At 58.0% G+C, this 15,831-nt stretch carries 19 protein-coding genes; 12 read left to right on the top strand and 7 right to left on the bottom strand.

Going from position 1 to position 15,831, the window contains the following annotated elements; all coding sequences use genetic code 11:
* Window positions 1–34 precede the first annotated feature (34 nt).
* Complete coding sequence (locus AACH40_RS11680; protein ID WP_338642570.1) at window positions 35–211, top strand: hypothetical protein; 177 nt, start codon at window positions 35–37, stop codon at window positions 209–211.
* A gap of 340 nt (window positions 212–551) precedes the next feature.
* Here the strand turns inward: AACH40_RS11680 and AACH40_RS11675 are convergent, their stop codons facing one another.
* Genes AACH40_RS11675 through AACH40_RS11665 form a run of 3 tightly spaced genes read right to left on the bottom strand, consistent with a single transcriptional unit; the run spans window position 552 to window position 2,923 of the window.
* Window positions 552–1,448, bottom strand: a complete 897-nt coding sequence (locus AACH40_RS11675) for a dioxygenase (protein ID WP_338642569.1) — start codon at window positions 1,446–1,448, stop codon at window positions 552–554.
* A 26-nt stretch (window positions 1,449–1,474) separates the two neighbouring features.
* Window positions 1,475–1,765 carry a muconolactone Delta-isomerase gene (gene catC / locus AACH40_RS11670; protein WP_338642568.1) on the bottom strand — a complete coding sequence of 97 codons (291 nt, stop codon included), beginning with the start codon at window positions 1,763–1,765 and terminating at the stop codon, window positions 1,475–1,477.
* A gap of 3 nt (window positions 1,766–1,768) precedes the next feature.
* Window positions 1,769–2,923, bottom strand: coding sequence for a muconate cycloisomerase family protein (locus tag AACH40_RS11665; protein WP_422394853.1), 1,155 nt, complete (start codon window positions 2,921–2,923; stop codon window positions 1,769–1,771).
* 94 nt (window positions 2,924–3,017) lie between these two features.
* Between AACH40_RS11665 and AACH40_RS11660 the strand changes: the two genes are divergently transcribed.
* Window positions 3,018–3,920: a LysR family transcriptional regulator gene (locus AACH40_RS11660; RefSeq protein ID WP_338642566.1), complete on the top strand. Its 903-nt coding sequence runs from the start codon at window positions 3,018–3,020 to the stop codon at window positions 3,918–3,920.
* Here the strand turns inward: AACH40_RS11660 and pcaD are convergent.
* The 4 genes from pcaD to AACH40_RS11640 are packed head-to-tail and all read right to left on the bottom strand — an operon-like array spanning window position 3,898 to window position 7,247.
* On the bottom strand, window positions 3,898–4,695 hold the full coding sequence (gene pcaD, locus AACH40_RS11655; protein ID WP_338642565.1) for a 3-oxoadipate enol-lactonase: 798 nt from the start codon (window positions 4,693–4,695) through the stop codon (window positions 3,898–3,900). The genes AACH40_RS11660 and pcaD overlap by 23 nt on opposite strands.
* A 1-nt stretch (window position 4,696) precedes the next feature.
* On the bottom strand, window positions 4,697–5,899 hold the full coding sequence (pcaF, locus tag AACH40_RS11650) for a 3-oxoadipyl-CoA thiolase (RefSeq protein ID WP_338642564.1): 1,203 nt from the start codon (window positions 5,897–5,899) through the stop codon (window positions 4,697–4,699).
* The gene (locus AACH40_RS11645) at window positions 5,896–6,534 is read right to left on the bottom strand and encodes a 3-oxoacid CoA-transferase subunit B (RefSeq protein WP_338642563.1); all 639 of its coding nucleotides are present in this window, start codon (window positions 6,532–6,534) and stop codon (window positions 5,896–5,898) included. Before AACH40_RS11645 ends, pcaF begins: the two co-directional genes overlap by 4 nt.
* Window positions 6,531–7,247, bottom strand: coding sequence for a CoA transferase subunit A (locus tag AACH40_RS11640; RefSeq protein WP_338642562.1), 717 nt, complete (start codon window positions 7,245–7,247; stop codon window positions 6,531–6,533). The genes AACH40_RS11645 and AACH40_RS11640 overlap by 4 nt, the downstream gene beginning before the upstream one ends.
* Window positions 7,248–7,629: 382 nt before the next feature.
* On the opposite strand from AACH40_RS11640, the gene AACH40_RS11635 reads away from it, so the two are divergent.
* From AACH40_RS11635 to AACH40_RS11590, 10 genes are all read left to right on the top strand, one after another.
* Complete coding sequence (locus AACH40_RS11635; RefSeq protein ID WP_338642561.1) at window positions 7,630–8,346, top strand: response regulator transcription factor; 717 nt, start codon at window positions 7,630–7,632, stop codon at window positions 8,344–8,346.
* 333 nt (window positions 8,347–8,679) lie between these two features.
* Complete coding sequence (locus AACH40_RS11630; protein ID WP_338642560.1) at window positions 8,680–9,828, top strand: amidase; 1,149 nt, start codon at window positions 8,680–8,682, stop codon at window positions 9,826–9,828.
* Complete coding sequence (locus AACH40_RS11625; RefSeq protein WP_338642559.1) at window positions 9,825–10,979, top strand: acyl-CoA dehydrogenase family protein; 1,155 nt, start codon at window positions 9,825–9,827, stop codon at window positions 10,977–10,979. The genes AACH40_RS11630 and AACH40_RS11625 overlap by 4 nt, the downstream gene beginning before the upstream one ends.
* A gap of 21 nt (window positions 10,980–11,000) precedes the next feature.
* A complete protein-coding gene (locus AACH40_RS11620; protein ID WP_338642558.1) occupies window positions 11,001–11,363 on the top strand; it encodes a hypothetical protein in 363 nt (120 codons plus the stop codon).
* The gene (locus AACH40_RS11615; RefSeq protein ID WP_338642557.1) at window positions 11,360–11,944 is read left to right on the top strand and encodes a nuclear transport factor 2 family protein; all 585 of its coding nucleotides are present in this window, start codon (window positions 11,360–11,362) and stop codon (window positions 11,942–11,944) included. Before AACH40_RS11620 ends, AACH40_RS11615 begins: the two co-directional genes overlap by 4 nt.
* A complete protein-coding gene (locus AACH40_RS11610) occupies window positions 11,941–13,194 on the top strand; it encodes an aromatic ring-hydroxylating oxygenase subunit alpha (protein ID WP_338642556.1) in 1,254 nt (417 codons plus the stop codon). The genes AACH40_RS11615 and AACH40_RS11610 overlap by 4 nt, the downstream gene beginning before the upstream one ends.
* Window positions 13,191–13,715, top strand: coding sequence for an aromatic-ring-hydroxylating dioxygenase subunit beta (locus AACH40_RS11605; protein ID WP_338642554.1), 525 nt, complete (start codon window positions 13,191–13,193; stop codon window positions 13,713–13,715). Before AACH40_RS11610 ends, AACH40_RS11605 begins: the two co-directional genes overlap by 4 nt.
* On the top strand, window positions 13,712–14,455 hold the full coding sequence (locus tag AACH40_RS11600; RefSeq protein ID WP_338642552.1) for an SDR family NAD(P)-dependent oxidoreductase: 744 nt from the start codon (window positions 13,712–13,714) through the stop codon (window positions 14,453–14,455). Before AACH40_RS11605 ends, AACH40_RS11600 begins: the two co-directional genes overlap by 4 nt.
* 80 nt (window positions 14,456–14,535) lie before the next feature.
* Window positions 14,536–15,030, top strand: a complete 495-nt coding sequence (locus tag AACH40_RS11595; RefSeq protein WP_338642551.1) for a flavin reductase — start codon at window positions 14,536–14,538, stop codon at window positions 15,028–15,030.
* On the top strand, window positions 15,030–15,827 hold the full coding sequence (locus tag AACH40_RS11590) for a 2-keto-4-pentenoate hydratase (protein WP_338642550.1): 798 nt from the start codon (window positions 15,030–15,032) through the stop codon (window positions 15,825–15,827). The genes AACH40_RS11595 and AACH40_RS11590 overlap by 1 nt, the downstream gene beginning before the upstream one ends.
* Window positions 15,828–15,831 lie beyond the last annotated feature (4 nt).

Below are 15,831 nucleotides of genomic sequence, written 5' to 3'. Positions count from 1 at the left end.
GCTCTTGTCGGGCATGCAGTTAGCAGTAGGCCGAATGACCAAGCGCCCCAGTAATCTCGATCGCACACTAAAACTGGTGCATGCGTTGACGCAAAGCATCGAAGGGTTGTCGCTCGATGAGATGGCTGCATTGTTCGAGGTGAACCGTAGAACTGCTGAGCGTCTGCGCAACGTCATACTCATTCATTTCGACTTGGAAGAAACGGTTTGATGGCCGCATCAAACGGTTCAGGATCAAGGATAGCCCGGGTCGGGCTTATGCGAGGCCAAACGCTGCCGAAGTCGCCGCCCTCCAGGCCGTGGTTAAAGCCGGACGCATTGAAGGCACCGCCAACACCGAAGCACTTGAGAAGCTGCTGTCGAAGATCAAGATCGCCTTAGACAGCGCCGAGCGGCGCCGCCTGGACAATGATCTCGATCTGCTCACCCGGCTGCAGCGATCGCGAGTTGCCGCAGGGCCTGCGGTCATCGCTTCGCCCGAGGATCTGACAACGATCCAGTCAGCGATCCTTGCCGCCCACTGTGGCTTACTCCAGCCGCCCTCGAGTGGCTCAGGCCTCGGTCCTGCGCCTTGCCGAGAAGCCCTCTTCTTCCATCGCGCGCGAGCGCTGTAGTTGGAAGTCGAAGGCAATATGCGCCGTGTCGCCTTCGCGGCTTGGGACCGGCAGCAGCCCGTCGCGTGTCCCAAAGGCGAAATCGTCAGCGGCGAACGGATCATCACCAAAATTGATTTGCGTGGTCAGGGTGCGATAGCCCGGCGCTTCCACGAAGAAATGTACGTGCGCTGGACGGTTACCGTGACGGCCCAATGCTTTCATCAGCAGGTCGGTGGCGCCTCCTGGCGGCACGGAATAGCCATGCGGCATCTTCGAACGGAAAGCATAGCGTCCGTCGGCAGGCAGCTTGATGCGGCGGCGATTGTTGAATGGCGTTTGGTCGCGCGTGGGATCGAAATGCGAGTACCACCCTTGGCTATTGGCGTGCCATACGTGAAGGATGGCCCCCTTGACCGGCTCACCGTCCGGACCGGTGACGGTGCCTGTCATGCGGAGAGTGTCGGTGTCGTCAGGGTCGGAGGTGAGGTCAACCTCCGTGGTGCCATCGACAAGCGGGGCACCTGCAACGTAGAGCGGGCCTTCAATGGTGCGAGGCGTGCCACCGGTCAGGCCTGCTTCGGCATCCTTTGCGTCCATGTAGAGATCAAGGAAGTGCTCGAGGCCGATACCGGGGATGATCAGGCCGATCTCGCCTGCACCATCGGCTAGGTACTTCGCCGCCTGCCAGAATTCGCTCTCGCTGATGTCGTGCTTGACGATAATGTCCGCTGTTGCCTGCAGCAGATCACGCATGATCGCCTTGAGGCGCGGATCGCCACCGTCCGCGTCAAGTCCGCTGGCGCGGTCGAGCAGTTTCTGGACAGCTTCGGTGCTGGCAAAATTGGCAGGCATCTCGTTACTCCCGATATCTTGTAGGTTCAGCGATCGTCTTCGCGAATGGAGGATGGGTGGCGGCACAGCGGCGTCACCTTGATCGTCATGAATGGATAAAGTGGCAGACCCATCAGGATCTCATGCAGCCGCTCGTTGCTGGAGACGTCGAAGATCGAAACGTTGGCGTAGAGTCCAGCCACCCTCCAGATATGTCGCCATTCCCCGCTGCGCTGCAGATCCTGACTATAGGCCTTTTCGACGGCCTTGATCCGCTCCGCTTCAGCCTTGTCGAAATCGAGCGGAATGTTCACGGTCATCTCAACCTGGAACAGCATCGGTCAGGCTCCTTGCAGGGCGAATTGGGTGGTGGTGCGGTCACGCCGGAAATAGGTGACACGATCATCGTCTAGCGAAATGCCGAGGCCAGGTCCGTCTGGCACTTCAAGCGAGAAGTCGCTGTAACGTAGCGGCTTCTCCAGGATCTCCTCAGTGAGGAGTAGCGGTCCGAACAGTTCAGTGCCCCATTTCAAGGACGGGAATGTGGCAAATGCATGGGCTGAGGCAATCGTCCCGATAGCACCTTCAAGCATAGTGCCGCCGTAAAGCCCGATCCCTGCAGCATCACCGATCTGCGCAACAGCACGTGCTGCATCGAGACCGCCAGATTGTTCGATTTTGACCGCGAAGACATCAGCTGCGCCAGCCCGGGCAAAATCCATTGCGCTGGCTGGTCCGGTTAGGCTCTCGTCTGCCATGATCGGCACCAACCCATGACGAACCAGCCGTGCCATCCCCTCACGGTTATGTCTAATGATCGGTTGTTCGACTAGGTCGCAGCCTACATCGGCGAGCATGGCTAGCCCGCGCATTGCCGTTGGCTCGTCCCACGCCATGTTGACATCAACCCGCACCGAGGCGCGGCCGCCAAGTGAAGCCTTGATTGCCCCGACATGAGCGACATCCTGCTCGACTGGGCGCTTGCCGATCTTGAGCTTGAACGCATTGTGGCGCCGGGTGTCGAGCATTTCCTCAGCTTCTGCGATGTCTCGCGCCGTGTCGCCGCTGGCAAGCGTCCAGAGCACCGGGAGTCGTTCGGTTCGGCGCCCACCGATCAGCTCGCTGACAGGCAGGCCAAGCCGCTTGCCCTGTGCATCGAGCAGTGCCGTTTCTATCGCGCATTTGGCAAAGTGATTGCCGACGGCATGGCGAGACAGCAGAGCCATTGCCGCACTTGGCCGGGTCGCATCCAGTCCTTGGAGCAATGGCGCGAAGTAGCTGTCGATCGCGCACTTGATGGTTTCCGGGCTCTCAGGACCGTAGGCAAGTCCGCCAATCGTTGTCGCCTCGCCGATGCCGGTCACACCATCAGAGCAAAGGATTTTGACGATACACAGCGTCTGGCGGTGCATCGTTGCCATGGCCAGAACATGAGGGCGGATCGTTGGCAGGTCGATGATGACAGTGTCGATCGAGGCGATCTGGGTGCGGGGCATTGAGGACATAATGGCGACAACTACACGTTGCCTTCATGCATTGGAAAGACTAGTCCAGCATCAATCATACTTCATAGGTATCGGAGCCGGTAACGTGGAAATTCGCCACTTGCGATACTTCCTCGCTGTGATCGAGCAGCGCGGATTTACCCGTGCAGCAGATTACTTGGGTGTTTCCCAGCCGCCGTTGAGCCGTCAGATACGCGACCTCGAGATCGAGCTAGGCGTGGATTTGTTCGAACGCTCGACGCGGCCGGTGCAGTTAACCGACGCGGGGCGACTTCTGTTCGAACAAGCAGCACCGGTGGTGGCAGCACTTGATCAGATCAAGCCGACCATAAGGCGATGGAAGCAGGCCCGTCGGCCACGCTTTGCTGTGGGGGTTGTCGGCTCGATCCTTCACGGGGACATGCCCAAGATGATCCGCGGCTTTCGCACGATGATGCCTGATGTTGAGGTCGAACTGGTCGAGATGATCACGCTTGAGCAGGTCGCTGCTCTAAAAACCGGTCGCATAGATGCCGGCTTGGGACGGCTTGGCCTCGATGATCCGGCGATCGTTCGTGAGGTGCTTTTTGAAGAGCCGCTGATGCTCGCGATCCCTGCGGAATCTCCCCTCGCTGCAGGAGAAAGTGCAGTTCCAGTCACGACGCTCGAAGGGGCGCGGATAATTGTCTATCCGAGCCAGCCCCGGCCCTCATACGCCGATCAGATTCTTACGCTCTTGGCCCGAAACGCAGTAATCCCCGCAGCAGTGCGCGAAGTCCGCGAAGTGCAGACGGCGCTGGGTCTGGTTGCGATCGGTGAAGGGCTTGCAATCGTCCCCGAGGCACTAAGCCAGACGCGCCACGGCAGCATCGTCTATCGCCGTCTTGAAGGCGCCGGTGCAATGTCCCCGGTTATCCTGAGCCAGCGGGTTGGAGACAACAGTGCCGCAGCAAAGGCTTTTCGCGCAGCGGGTAGAGAGACTTGGCCTACACACCAGAAAGGTGCGTGAGCACAGCACTGGCAAACGCTTCAGGGCATTCTACGTTCGAGAGATGGGCCGCGGGAAGTGTCACCAGGCGAGCATCAGCAGCAGCGTTTACAAGGAAAGCGGCATCGGCGACGGACGTTGCCGGATCAGACTCTCCCGCTATGACCAATGTGGAAACTGCATTGAGCTTCGCGGTGGGGCGCTGATCCATGTCGCGAATTGCTGCGCAGCATGATGCATATCCATCAGGATCGTTGTCCAGCAGCATCTGCCTGATCCAGTCAGCGCGTGCCGTCTGCTTCCCCAGGAAATCGGGCGTAAACCAGCGTGCGAGCGAGGCTTCGGCCAAAGGTGCAGTTCCATTGGCGAGGACACCTTCGATCCGCTGCTGCCACGCCGAGGGTGGCGCCATGCAAGCAGAAGTATTCGCAAGCACCAACCGAAGCAGACGGTCGGGGGCTCTTACGGCGAGCCATTGTCCAACCATGCCGCCCATCGAAAGGCCGCAAAAGTGTGCGCGGTTGATGCCAAGCCCATCGAGCACTGCCAGGGCGTCGCGACCAAGCCGATCCATCGAGCTAGATCCGACCGGGATGTCGGAACCACCCTGTCCGCGACCGTCATAGCGGACGAGACGATACCGGGATGCGAAAGCTTCAACTTGCTGGTCCCACATCGCCATTGTCGTACCGAGCGAATTCGACAGAAGGAGTGCGGGGGCATACTTCGGGCCACGACATTCGACGGCGAGCCTCATGCCATCATCTGTAGTGATCGTGATGTTCTCGACTTCCATCTCAAACGCGCTCCAGGAGAATGGCGATGCCTTGGCCAACGCCGACACACATCATCGCAAGCGCTAGGTGTCCGCCGGTCACGTGGAGTTCCTCGACGGAAGTCTGTACAAGCCTCGCGCCTGACATGCCGAGCGGATGACCCAAGGCGATGGCTCCCCCATTTGGATTGACACGTGGGTCAAACGGATCAGTATCTAGTTCTCGCAGCACTGGGATTGCCTGTGCGGCGAACGCTTCGTTGAGCTCGATCACATCCATCTGGGACATGGCAAACCCAGTGCGCTTAAGGAGACGTCGGGCGGCATCAACTGGACCGATCCCCATGACACGCGGAGCTACACCTGCCGAGGCCATGCCGACAATGCGGGCGCGGGGCATGAGGCCATTTCGATTGGCGGCATCTTCACTGGCGACTATCATTGCGGCCGCGCCGTCGTTTAGACCCGAGGCATTTCCAGCAGTAACCGTTCCTTCGAGGTTCACTACTGGTCGAAGGGAGGCAAGGGCTTCAATCGTCGTGGTTCGGGGATGTTCGTCTTTGTCAAAAAGCCTAGCTTCGCCTTTACCCGAGGCAACAACGACAGGGACGATTTCGCGGGCAAGCCGCCCGCTGGTCTGGGCTACGGCGGTCTTCTCCTGGCTGGAGAGGGCAAAACGGTCCTGAGCCTCGCGTGTTACAGCCCAGTCCTTAGCTACATTCTCGGCCGTTTGCGGCATGGTGTCGACACCATAGGCCTTCTTCATGGCAGGATTGATGAAGCGCCAGCCAAGGGTGGTGTCCTCGATCTTCTGGTCCCGCCCGAAAGCGCCGCCCGCCTTGCCGAGCACGTAGGGCGCCCGCGTCATGCTTTCCGCCCCCCCAGCAACCAGGAGATCCGCATCGCCACTCCGAATTGCCTGTGCAGCAATGCCAACGGCGTTCATGCCAGATCCGCATAAGCGATTGATCGTCGCTCCCGGTACGGTGTCGGGTAGACCAGCGAGGAGGGTGGCCATGCGCGCAAGGTTGCGATTGTCTTCGCCGGCTTGATTGGCACAGCCAAGCACCACCTCGTCGAGCGCGGCCCAATCGACATCGCGATTGCGGTCCATCAAAGCGCGTAACGGCAGGGCGGCAAGATCATCGGCGCGAATGCCAGACAGACTGCCGTTCAGGCGCCCAATCGGTGTGCGGACCGCGTCGCAAACGAAAGCTTCAGTCATGCCGCTACTTTCAAGGGAGCGCCGGTCTTGCTGACGATCTCATCAACACTGACGCCGGGCGCGCATTCGACGAGACTAAGTCCTTCCTGCTTGTGCACCTCGATCACACCTAGATCGGTTACGATCAGGTCTACGACGCCTCGCCCTGTCAAAGGCAGCGTGCATTCTGGAAGGATCTTGGGTGCACCGTTCTTTGCGCAATGATCCATGACCACGACGATGCGCTTGACCCCGGCCACGAGATCCATCGCGCCGCCCATGCCTTTCACCATCTTGCCAGGAATGGTCCAGTTGGCGAGATCGCCATTGGCTGCCACTTCCATCGCGCCCAGCACGGCCATGTCGATATGGCCGCCGCGGATCATCGCAAAGCTGTCGGCGCTGGAAAAGAAGCTGCTGTCGGGCAGGGCAGTGACGGTCTGCTTGCCTGCGTTGATCAGGTCAGGGTCAGCCTCGCCTTCAAATGGGAAGGGGCCGATGCCGAGCATGCCGTTCTCGGACTGCAGCGTGACACTTATGCCCGGCGGCACTTGGTTGGCCACCAGTGTGGGGATGCCAATGCCGAGGTTGACGTAGTAACCATCGCGCAATTCCTTGGCGGCGCGGGCGGCCATTTCATCGCGGTTCCAGCTCATTGGGCGGCCTCCGTGCGCGGGCGGGTGGTCAGCTTCTCGATGCGCTTTTCGTTGATGGTCGAGAGCACGATGCGGTCGACATAGATCCCCGGAGTATGGATGCAGTCGGGATCGAAGGTGCCGACCGGCACGATCTCCTCGACTTCCACAACGGTGACCTTGGCGGCTGTGGCCATGACCGGGTTGAAGTTGCGCGCGGTTCGGCGGAACATCAGGTTGCCTGACGGATCGGCCCGCCACGCCTTGATGATCGCAAGGTCCGCGCGTAGCCAAGTCTCGCGCACGTATTCCTCGCCTTCGAAGATCTCCGTCGGCTTGCCGTCGGCTACAACGGTGCCAACGCCGGTGCGGGTGTAGAAGGCCGGGATGCCCGCGCCGCCTGCACGAATGCGCTCGGCCAGCGTGCCTTGTGGGTTGAGTTCAAGGTCAAGCTCGCCCGAAAGATACTGCTCTTCGAAAAGCTTGTTGTCGCCTACGTAAGAGGCAATCATCCGCCTGATCTGGCGCGTCTTGAGCAGCATCCACAAGCCGAACCCGTCCGCCCCGGCGTTGTTTGAAACAACGGTAAGGCCGCTCACTCCAGAATCGCGGATTTCAGGGATCAGGCTTTCAGGGTTGCCCGAGAGGCCGAAGCCACCGGACATGATGGTCATCCCATCAAACAGCACGCCTTCGAGTGCTGCGCGGGGAGAGGCGAAGATCTTCGATGTCATGTGGATGTTTCGTATCTAGTAGGTCGATACGCTCACCTTAGCCTTTCCGGGTTATTCCAAGAATGATCTAATATGGCATGCACAATACCTTACGGGTATCATGACTATTGGTGGTTACTGAGATGAGACAGGGGTGCCGCAAGTCATTTTATGCAGGCCTGTGCATCCTCCAACTTCCTGCAAATTTATGTCCGCTCACAGCGAAGCGCTCTCGGGACCGAAAGAGATCGACGCGTGCGTGCCCACGGGTCTTCAAGCGCGGCCCATACGTAAAAATTCGTAGTAGACACGGCAGCGAAAAATCGGAGCCTGTCAAATGCCACTCAAGACGAGGGAATGAACTTATCGTTTGTGAATAGGGTATGGGAGGTAAGGCAGAGTTATGGGGCAGAGAGACTTTCAACAGTGGCCGGAAAAATTTGAAGCACCTGCGAAGTCAAGAAGAACAGACTCTGTCGTTGCGATTACGAGGTGGAAGATCGGGGCCAACCAGGATGAAGGAAGCCGCTTCACAGTTCATGTATTAGCCAATTCCCCGCAGGAAAGAGCATCGATGGCTCGCCTGATATTCGCGGCCGGTCATCACGCTGAAGTTTACAGCGATGTCGCAGAAATCGTAAAGCACCGTCCCAAGAGTGGCCTTATACTGGTGCACGAATCCGGCGAAAATGGTGCCGTCATAACCTGCAATGCTCTGTCTGAAATTGGGCATTGGTTGCCCGTTGTGGGATTTGGCGAGGTTGTCGACGCCACAAGGATCGTCGCTGGAATGCGAGCAGGTGCCGTCGATTTTTTCGTTGGCGAGATGTCATTGGCCACACTCAACGAAAAGCTTCAGCAGTGCGGTCGCGAGGCTGCGGCAGTAGCTGAAATGCGTAACCGCCAAGCGGTCTCCAAATCTATTCTGCTTCGCCTTTCTGATCGTGAGAGCCAGGTGCTCGACATGATGATCATGGGCCTTTCCAACAAAGAGATGGCTCGCGAGATGGATATCAGCCCACGAACCGTCGAAATTCATCGGATGAAGATGATGGGTAAGATCGGGGCGACCTCTGCTGCTCATGCGGTTCGAATAAAGCTGGAAACTATGTTCGGCTGATTTACAGATCGTTCCGGGGTTGGTGGCCCCTGGGTTTTCTGATCCAAATTGCGCGTAGGACTTAACCTACGCTCCGCGCTTGGCCGCGTAGCAATTTTGGCAGACGCCGTCCATGGGCCGATGCGCTCTGTGCGCATTCCGCATTAAACAACCTTTTGCACGGTCACGTTCGGCGCAAACGCCGAAACAAACAGTCTTCTCCACCAAGATTTGCAAGCCGCGACCACGCGTCGGCCGGCTCCAGATCCTCAAGAATCTCCTGCAAAACAACGACCTAAAGTTTGGTTGCAAATTCACTTGACTATTCACGTAATTTTCCCGTAATCCGACGTCATGTCGAAACACGCAGCCCTTTTCCGCAGTCTGAATCTTGGCGACGGTGAGCTAGCCGTCGTCGTGAAGGACTGTATCGACATTGCCGGCTACCCAACCGTCGCTGGAAGTCCCGCGCTTGCGACAGCAGCCCCAGCGCTTCGCAATGCGGACGTGGTTGATGCCCTGCTGTTGGGCGGCTGTCGCATTGTTGGAAAGGCTAATCTGCACGAGCTTGCCTTTGGTGTGACGGGGCAGAATCTCTTTACAGGATCTCCCCGCAATCCACTCTACCCGCACCTTGTCCCTGGTGGCTCTTCAAGCGGTTCGGCTGTTGCCGTTGCAGAAGGTCTGGTTGATTTCGCGATTGGGACGGACACTGGCGGGTCTATCCGCACACCTGCAGCATGCTGCGGAATCGTCGGGCTTAAACCAACGTTCGGGCGAGTAAGCCGTAAAGGAGCATCGCCACAGGATTCAACGCTCGATTGCATCGGACCGCTTGCGCGCACCGTGGCCCAGATTGAACAGGCCATGGCCATTATTGCGCCAGGGTATACCGGTGTTGAGAACGAAGATTTGTCGTTTGCGGTTATAAGGCCGGGGTTCGTCGACCCCGACGTGATGTCGATGTTTGATCGTGCATTGGCCTCTTTCAGCGAAGAAGATCTCAGCGCTGACCTGCGCTACCTTGAGTTGGCCCACACAGCTAATCTGGCTTTGATCGGGCATGAGACTTTTGCTGCATATGGCCATCTTCTTGCGTCCGGGATGCTGGGCGAGGATGTCGCGCGCAGGCTGGCAGCGGCAGCTACCATTGGGCAGCGAGAAATAAGCGAAGCGGAAAGAGTCCGTATCCTGTTCCGGCAGGAGGTGGACGCACTGCTAGATCGATTTGATGTGATCGTCACGCCGACGATGCCTTGTTTCCCGTTGGCTTTGGCTGATGCGGGTGATGCTGGTGCAGCGCTGCGGATGACGGCTCTTGTGAGACCATTCAATCTGAGTGGTCACCCCGCGATTACGGTGCCCGTAATTACCGATGGCAATGCTCCCATCGGAATACAGGTCATAGGGCGCCACGGAGAGGACGAAGTGGTTTGCGCGTTCGCGAGACGACTTGAGCGCTCCTTGGCCAGAAGTGACAATCGAAAGGAAGCAACCCGATGATTCTAGCTAAGGAACGTCCGGTCGACGAGCGACCGGCGGCGCTTCAGCGTCTGTTGGCAGAAGTGCGCGCACGACACGAAGAGTTTGCTTCGAATACTCACATCAGCGCGGACGTCGTTGATCTGATGAAGCAGGCCGGCGTTTATCGGGCTATGGTCGCAAAGCGCTTCGGCGGTGATGAAATGTCACCATCCGACTTCCTGCGACTGATAGAGCGGATAAGCGAAGCTGACGGTTCGGCAGGCTGGGTTGCCAGTTTCGGCTTTTCTGCTGTTTATCTCAGCGCGCTTCCGCTCGAAACTCTCGAGGAGATGTACGAAAACGGCCCTGACGTCGTTTTTGCAGGCGGGATTTTTCCTCCACAAACTGCCGTGCCAGTAGCTGGCGGCCTCGAGGTCTCAGGTCGTTGGGGCTGGGGTTCGGGCTGCATGGGCGCCGACTACATCGGCGTGGGGATCAAGCTCGATGGTCAAGCTGGACCCGGAGGACTCCCCCTGATCGCGGTAATGCCAGCGTCAAAGGTCAAGATTGAACAAGATTGGAATGTCATCGGCCTTCAGGGCACTGGCAGCTACGACATGGTCGTGGACAAGGTTGTGGTGCCAGAGGAGTGGACCTTTGTCCGTGGTGGCCCTTCGAGCCTTGACGTCCCGCTTCACCGTTATCCTTCAATGGCTTTGGCGGCGCAGGTGCTGGCCGTTGTTGGCCTTGGCGTTGCGAGAGCCTCGCTAGATTATTTCGTGACCCTAGCCGGAGGACGTACTTCGATTACCGGGGCTCCCACCCTGGCCGATCGAGCATACGTCCAAACGGACCTCGCCCGTGCCGAAGCCACCCTTCGTTCGGCACGGGCCTTTTTCTTCGAAGTTACCGACCAGGCCTATGCGTGTATCGCAGCGGGAAATGAGCTGGATGTCGAAACCAAGTCCATGCTGAGACTGGCGGCAACCAATGCCGCACACGTCTCGGCGGACATTACTAGAACGGTTTATCGCCTCGCTGGGACGACAGGCATTGCGGCAGGTGGCCCGATCTCTCGTTACCTGCATGACTCGATGATCGTCCCGCAGCACGCATTTCTTGCTGATGGCACCTGGCAAAACGCCGGAAAAGTGTTGCTTGGCCGCGAGGCTGGCCCCGGTTTCCCCTGATAACAGAAGGTCATACAACAAATGTCCGACAATCAAGACAAGCCGCTTCGTGTGTTGTTTTGCGGGGCCGTACTCCAGAACTTCTTCGACCTCCCTGCGTCTGAGATCGGGAAGGTCTGGCAGGCGACTGGTGCCATGCTTCAGGGCATCCGTGACCTGCCGGGCGTTCAGATACTGGGGACGCTCGACGATGACGAGACGATGGTCGGCACGTCACCTAATGGCTGGCCCTGGACCTTTTACATTCTGGCTGACGTGGACAGCCGGAAGACTGTGGTCTCGGCATGCAACTTTTTCCGCACCATCGAGGTCGGCGAGCATCGCTTGTGGAAGTACATGCGTGTGGAGGCCCGGATCGGTCGTGAACTGGTCATCCCGTCATGATCAGGGAGGTTGGGCCGGCTTGTGAGCAGGAGGGGCCTGACCCATCCAGGTCCATCGCAGCCCGCTTAGCCCGCCTGGAGGCCAACAATGCGGTCCGAGCCGTTGCTACGAGGTATTTCCGGCTCTGCGATGCGCTCGGTCCAACAACCCAGATGGACGAGTTGGGTGATCTGTTCGCACAAGATGCCGTCTGGGAAGGGAAGGGGCGCTATGAGGAGGCCTTCGGGCGTCATGAAGGGCGCGATGCCATTCTGGCGATGCTTGGAAGCTACGCCACGTCTGGTCACTTCATCCTGAATGCCCACTACCTGACGAGTGAAGACATAGTCATTCTTGATGACCGGACGGCTATGGCGAGCTGGCAGATGCTTCAGGTGTCGACCTACCATGACGGTAAGTCTGATTTTCGAAGCGCCTCGCTAAACCTTGAATTCGCTGTGCGTGATGGTTCCTGGCGGATCACTCGTTTCGTCACGCAGGCAATTTTCTCCCGGGCGGTCGGCCCCTGGAACGACGACACCGCAATTTCCGTGCCGACGGCATCGACAATAACGCTCGAGAACGAGGATACCGAGAAATGAAAAAGGATTTCTCCCATCTTGTGCGCGAGGATCGGGTTCATACCTCGCTGTATCGCGATCCCACTCTGTTCGAAGAGGAAATGGATCGCGTCTTCAAGAACACATGGGTGTGGGTCGCGCACGAAAGCGACTTGCCCGGAAAGAATACGTTCAAGACCTCGTGGGTCGGCAGGGAGCCTGTGATCGTAACGCGTGATCGCGAGCACAAGCTTCACGTGCTGCTAAATCGTTGCCGGCACCGCGCCGCCAGCGTTTGCGAAAAGTCGAAGGGCAAAGCGAGCGTTTTTGTTTGTCCCTATCACGGATGGAGCTACGATCCCGACGGCCGGCTTCGCAAGGTGCCTCACGCCGCGGGCTATCCTGCTGATTTCGACACAAGTGAATTCCCTCTCGTTTCGCTTCGCACCGAAACATACAACGGGATGATCTTCGCCACCTTCAAGAGCGATATCGAACCTCTGGTGGACTTCCTTGGCCCCGCACGGAAATGGATCGATTTGTTCATGAAGCAGGGCGCCGACTATGGCGTCAAGACGCTCGGTGAGCATCGTTTCCGCTTCCCGGGGAACTGGAAGATTCAGCTCGAAAACACGACGGACGCCTATCATTTTCCGATAGTTCACAAGACCTTCCTGGATTCCCTCGATGCAGAAACAGAGAACGTCTTTGACGTTCTGGGGCAAGGAGGTTGGATCGAAGATCTCGGTAACGGTCATTCGGTCATGGTTATGATCCCTGATCTTGTCGACCTGGATCAGAACGCCGACGCCCCAATTCCTGACCGATTTGCAGACCTCGCCAAGGAGCTTCGCCAGGAAGGTCATAACGAAGCCGCTGTGCGTAAGATTGTGCGCGCAGTTGGTGGGGCAGGGTTCAACCTGAATCTTTTTCCCAACGTTGCGTGCTCGATGGCTTTCTTCCGGGTGCTGCGGCCGGTCAGTGTCGACGAGACAGAGATAACGCATGTGGCTCTTGGTATGAATGGAGGGCCAGCGGCAGCAAATCGCATGCGGTTGCGGCTACATGAGCATTTCCAGGGGCCAATGGGTTTTGGCACGCCTGACGACGCTGAAGGTTGGGAACGGGTGCAGCGAGGTTCGGCAGCAGGATCTGACCTCTGGATCATGCTCAATCGAGGAGTCGACGCGCCTGAGGGTGTCTCCGACCCGTCGCATAATGCGGGCGACGTAAGCGCAGAGACCGGAATGCGTGCAGCTTACCAGATGTGGAAGAGGATGATGGCAGCATGAGCCCGCTTATCGAGCAACCCTTGGGCGCAGATCGCGGTGCCTTAAGTGCGCCGACCCTCGCTGAAGCAGCAACCCTGATTTGGTCAGAAGCTGACCTCCTCGACAGGCTCGAATACAAGCCATGGCTCAAGCTGTGGGCTGCATCGGGCAAGTACATAATTCCTACGGAGCGCAACCCGTCAGACTTCGCTGACGTGCTCAACATCGTCTACGACGATCAGGAGATGCGCGAAGCGCGGGTAAAGAGGCTTATGTCGGGTTTTTCGATGTCGTCTGCCCCCCCGGCTCGCACCGTTCGCACTGTGTCTCGCCTTGTCGTGACAGGTTCTGGGCAGGATTACGTTTGTGTCCGCGCGGCTCAGATGTTGGCTGAATACAAGTATGGGCACATGCGCTTTTTACCGGCAGATTTGCAGTACAAGCTTGTCCGAGGGGAGGGCGGTAGCCTTCTGATTGAAGAGAAGGTTGTCACTCTGATCAACGCTGAAGATTACCAATTCGGCATTGGGTATCTCCTGTGAAGCCGCGTGTAGTTCTGATCACGGGCGCAGGGCAGGGTCTTGGCGCGTCTCTCGCAGCGGCATTCCACGGTGCTGGCTATAGGGTTGCTGTCACAGACCTTTCTGCAGAGGCTGCCCAGTCAGTAGCGACCAGGCTTGATCCTGCCGGTGAAACGGTCCTCGGTCATGCTTTGGATGTTCGTGATCCTCAGCAGTTTCGTGACGCTCTTTCCAGAATTGTGGAGCATTGGGGATCGGTAGAGGTGCTGGTCAACAACGCTGTCGTTACAGCTGTAAAGCCAGTCCTGGAAATCGATGCTGATGAGTTTGACCGGGTGTTGCAGGTCAATCTGCGAGGAACGTTCGTGGGCTGTCAGGTCCTCGGGCGCTATTTCAAAGAGCGCAAACATGGCCGCATTGTGAACATAGCCTCTTTGGCCGGTCAGAATGGAGGAACCGCAACTGGCGCGCATTATGCGACGTCAAAGGGTGGGGTTCTCACGTTGACTAAGGTCTTTGCACGAGACTTGGGACCCTTTGGAGTGACAGTTAACGCGATAGCTCCTGGCCCCTTGGATAGTGATGTGGTTCGCGATCTGGTGCCTGAGGATAAGCTCACAGGTATCGTGGCTGGTATTCCGGTGGGCAGACTGGGCTCGCTTGATTATGTAGCAGCGACCGCCGTTCATCTCGCGAGCGAAGAGGCATTCTTTGCTAACGGCGCAACCTGGGACATCAACGGCGGCTTGCTCATGCGCTAAGAGCGAGCGCCCGCCAGCTGATTACGAAAATTTGGACTGACAGCCGATAAGCGTGCTGTCGGAAACGGGGAGACATTCTCGTGACAGATAGCGAAAAGTTCAGAGACGCGATGTGGCGCCTTGGCGCTGCGGTGAACATCATTACCACAGATGGTGCTGCCGGCAGGCATGGGATCACGGCATCGGCTGTTTGTAGACTATCGGATGACCCCGCCGCAGTTCTACTGTCCGTTAATCGCAGTGGTCAAATGCATGGGGTCCTTCGCGCCAATCGCAAGCTTTGTATCAACGTCCTTGGTGGCGAACATGAAGAGCTTTCGAACAATTTCGCCAGCCGACGCCTTGAAGCAAGCGAGCGCTTCGGGATGGCGGCGTGGGAGGAAATGGAAAACGGCACTCCCGCCTTGGTTGGAGCCCTGTGCAGTTTAGGCTGCCGCGTGGATACGATAAGCGAGACCGGGACTCATAGCGTGTTCGTATGTCACGTTGAGGAAATACGGTTCGGCCCCGCGCAGTCCGGTCTGATGCACTTTGGTCGTAGATATCATCGGTTGGCAATCCCGGAGGCGGCCTGATGTCGTATCCCAACGATGCTCAAGCAACTGCCGAATTATTGGTCAGAGCTCGGCGGGAAGCGACTGCGCTTGACCAATTCCCCGGCCCTTTGCCGCAAACGCTAGAAGAAGCTTATGCGATCCAATCTGCCGCGATTGATTTATGGGACGACGACCTCGCTGGATGGAAGGTCGGACGTCTCAGTCCTGACCTGGCGGACAAGTTTGGCGTAGACCGTTTCATCGGTCCAATCTTCAACCGAAGCATTTTTGACGTTCCAGTTGGCCGGCTGGTGCCGTTCCCTGTTTTCGATGGCGGATTTGGAGCTCTCGAGGCTGAATACGTTGCTGTTGTTGAGTGGAAGAATGGGGCGCCGCGAGTTTCTCGGCTTTATACGGGAATTGAGATTGCAGGTAGTCCAGTGAAGCTACTGCCCAGCCTCGGTTCATTGGCTACCGTTGCAGACTTCGGGAACAATGCGGGCCTATTGATCGGATCCGGCGTTCCGAAGGAACGCTTGCTTCAGCCTGAGAGGCTTGTGTGTACAACGCGCATTGCAGGCTGGGAAACCGTCACCCGAAGTGCGATCGATCTGCCTGGTGGGGTGATGGCCGCTTTTGAGTTCGCTGTCTCGCAAGCCGATTTTTTGGGTCGCCCCCTCAAAGACGGGCAATTTGTATCCACCGGCGCGATCACAGGAATTCACGTCGTCCAACCGGGTCTCCGATGCAGTGCGGTCTTCGGCGATCGTGGGAAAATCGAATGTACAGTGGTTCGTCGCCGTCGTTCAGAACGAGATGAAGGGGCGGCGGCCTGACCTT

This window comes from Novosphingobium olei, assembly GCF_037076535.1.
GTDB classification, from domain to species: domain Bacteria; phylum Pseudomonadota; class Alphaproteobacteria; order Sphingomonadales; family Sphingomonadaceae; genus Novosphingobium; species Novosphingobium olei.
This window is presented reverse-complemented; position numbering and strand designations above follow the sequence as displayed.

What these genes read in the sequence shown, in the direction of transcription:
- AACH40_RS11630 (WP_338642560.1), top strand. Translation starts at nt 8,680, where the DNA reads ATGTCGAAACACGCAGCCCTTTTCCGCAGTCTGAATCTTGGCGACGGT.
- AACH40_RS11675 (WP_338642569.1), bottom strand. Translation starts at nt 1,448, where the DNA reads ATGCCTGCCAATTTTGCCAGCACCGAAGCTGTCCAGAAACTGCTCGAC.
- AACH40_RS11590 (WP_338642550.1), top strand. Translation starts at nt 15,030, where the DNA reads ATGTCGTATCCCAACGATGCTCAAGCAACTGCCGAATTATTGGTCAGA.
- AACH40_RS11610 (WP_338642556.1), top strand. Translation starts at nt 11,941, where the DNA reads ATGAAAAAGGATTTCTCCCATCTTGTGCGCGAGGATCGGGTTCATACC.
- AACH40_RS11640 (WP_338642562.1), bottom strand. Translation starts at nt 7,247, where the DNA reads ATGACATCGAAGATCTTCGCCTCTCCCCGCGCAGCACTCGAAGGCGTG.
- catC (WP_338642568.1), bottom strand. Translation starts at nt 1,765, where the DNA reads ATGCTGTTCCAGGTTGAGATGACCGTGAACATTCCGCTCGATTTCGAC.
- AACH40_RS11605 (WP_338642554.1), top strand. Translation starts at nt 13,191, where the DNA reads ATGAGCCCGCTTATCGAGCAACCCTTGGGCGCAGATCGCGGTGCCTTA.
- AACH40_RS11635 (WP_338642561.1), top strand. Translation starts at nt 7,630, where the DNA reads ATGGGGCAGAGAGACTTTCAACAGTGGCCGGAAAAATTTGAAGCACCT.
- AACH40_RS11620 (WP_338642558.1), top strand. Translation starts at nt 11,001, where the DNA reads ATGTCCGACAATCAAGACAAGCCGCTTCGTGTGTTGTTTTGCGGGGCC.
- pcaD (WP_338642565.1), bottom strand. Translation starts at nt 4,695, where the DNA reads ATGGAAGTCGAGAACATCACGATCACTACAGATGATGGCATGAGGCTC.
- AACH40_RS11665 (WP_422394853.1), bottom strand. Translation starts at nt 2,923, where the DNA reads ATGCCCCGCACCCAGATCGCCTCGATCGACACTGTCATCATCGACCTG.
- AACH40_RS11680 (WP_338642570.1), top strand. Translation starts at nt 35, where the DNA reads ATGACCAAGCGCCCCAGTAATCTCGATCGCACACTAAAACTGGTGCAT.
- AACH40_RS11645 (WP_338642563.1), bottom strand. Translation starts at nt 6,534, where the DNA reads ATGAGCTGGAACCGCGATGAAATGGCCGCCCGCGCCGCCAAGGAATTG.
- AACH40_RS11615 (WP_338642557.1), top strand. Translation starts at nt 11,360, where the DNA reads ATGATCAGGGAGGTTGGGCCGGCTTGTGAGCAGGAGGGGCCTGACCCA.
- pcaF (WP_338642564.1), bottom strand. Translation starts at nt 5,899, where the DNA reads ATGACTGAAGCTTTCGTTTGCGACGCGGTCCGCACACCGATTGGGCGC.
- AACH40_RS11625 (WP_338642559.1), top strand. Translation starts at nt 9,825, where the DNA reads ATGATTCTAGCTAAGGAACGTCCGGTCGACGAGCGACCGGCGGCGCTT.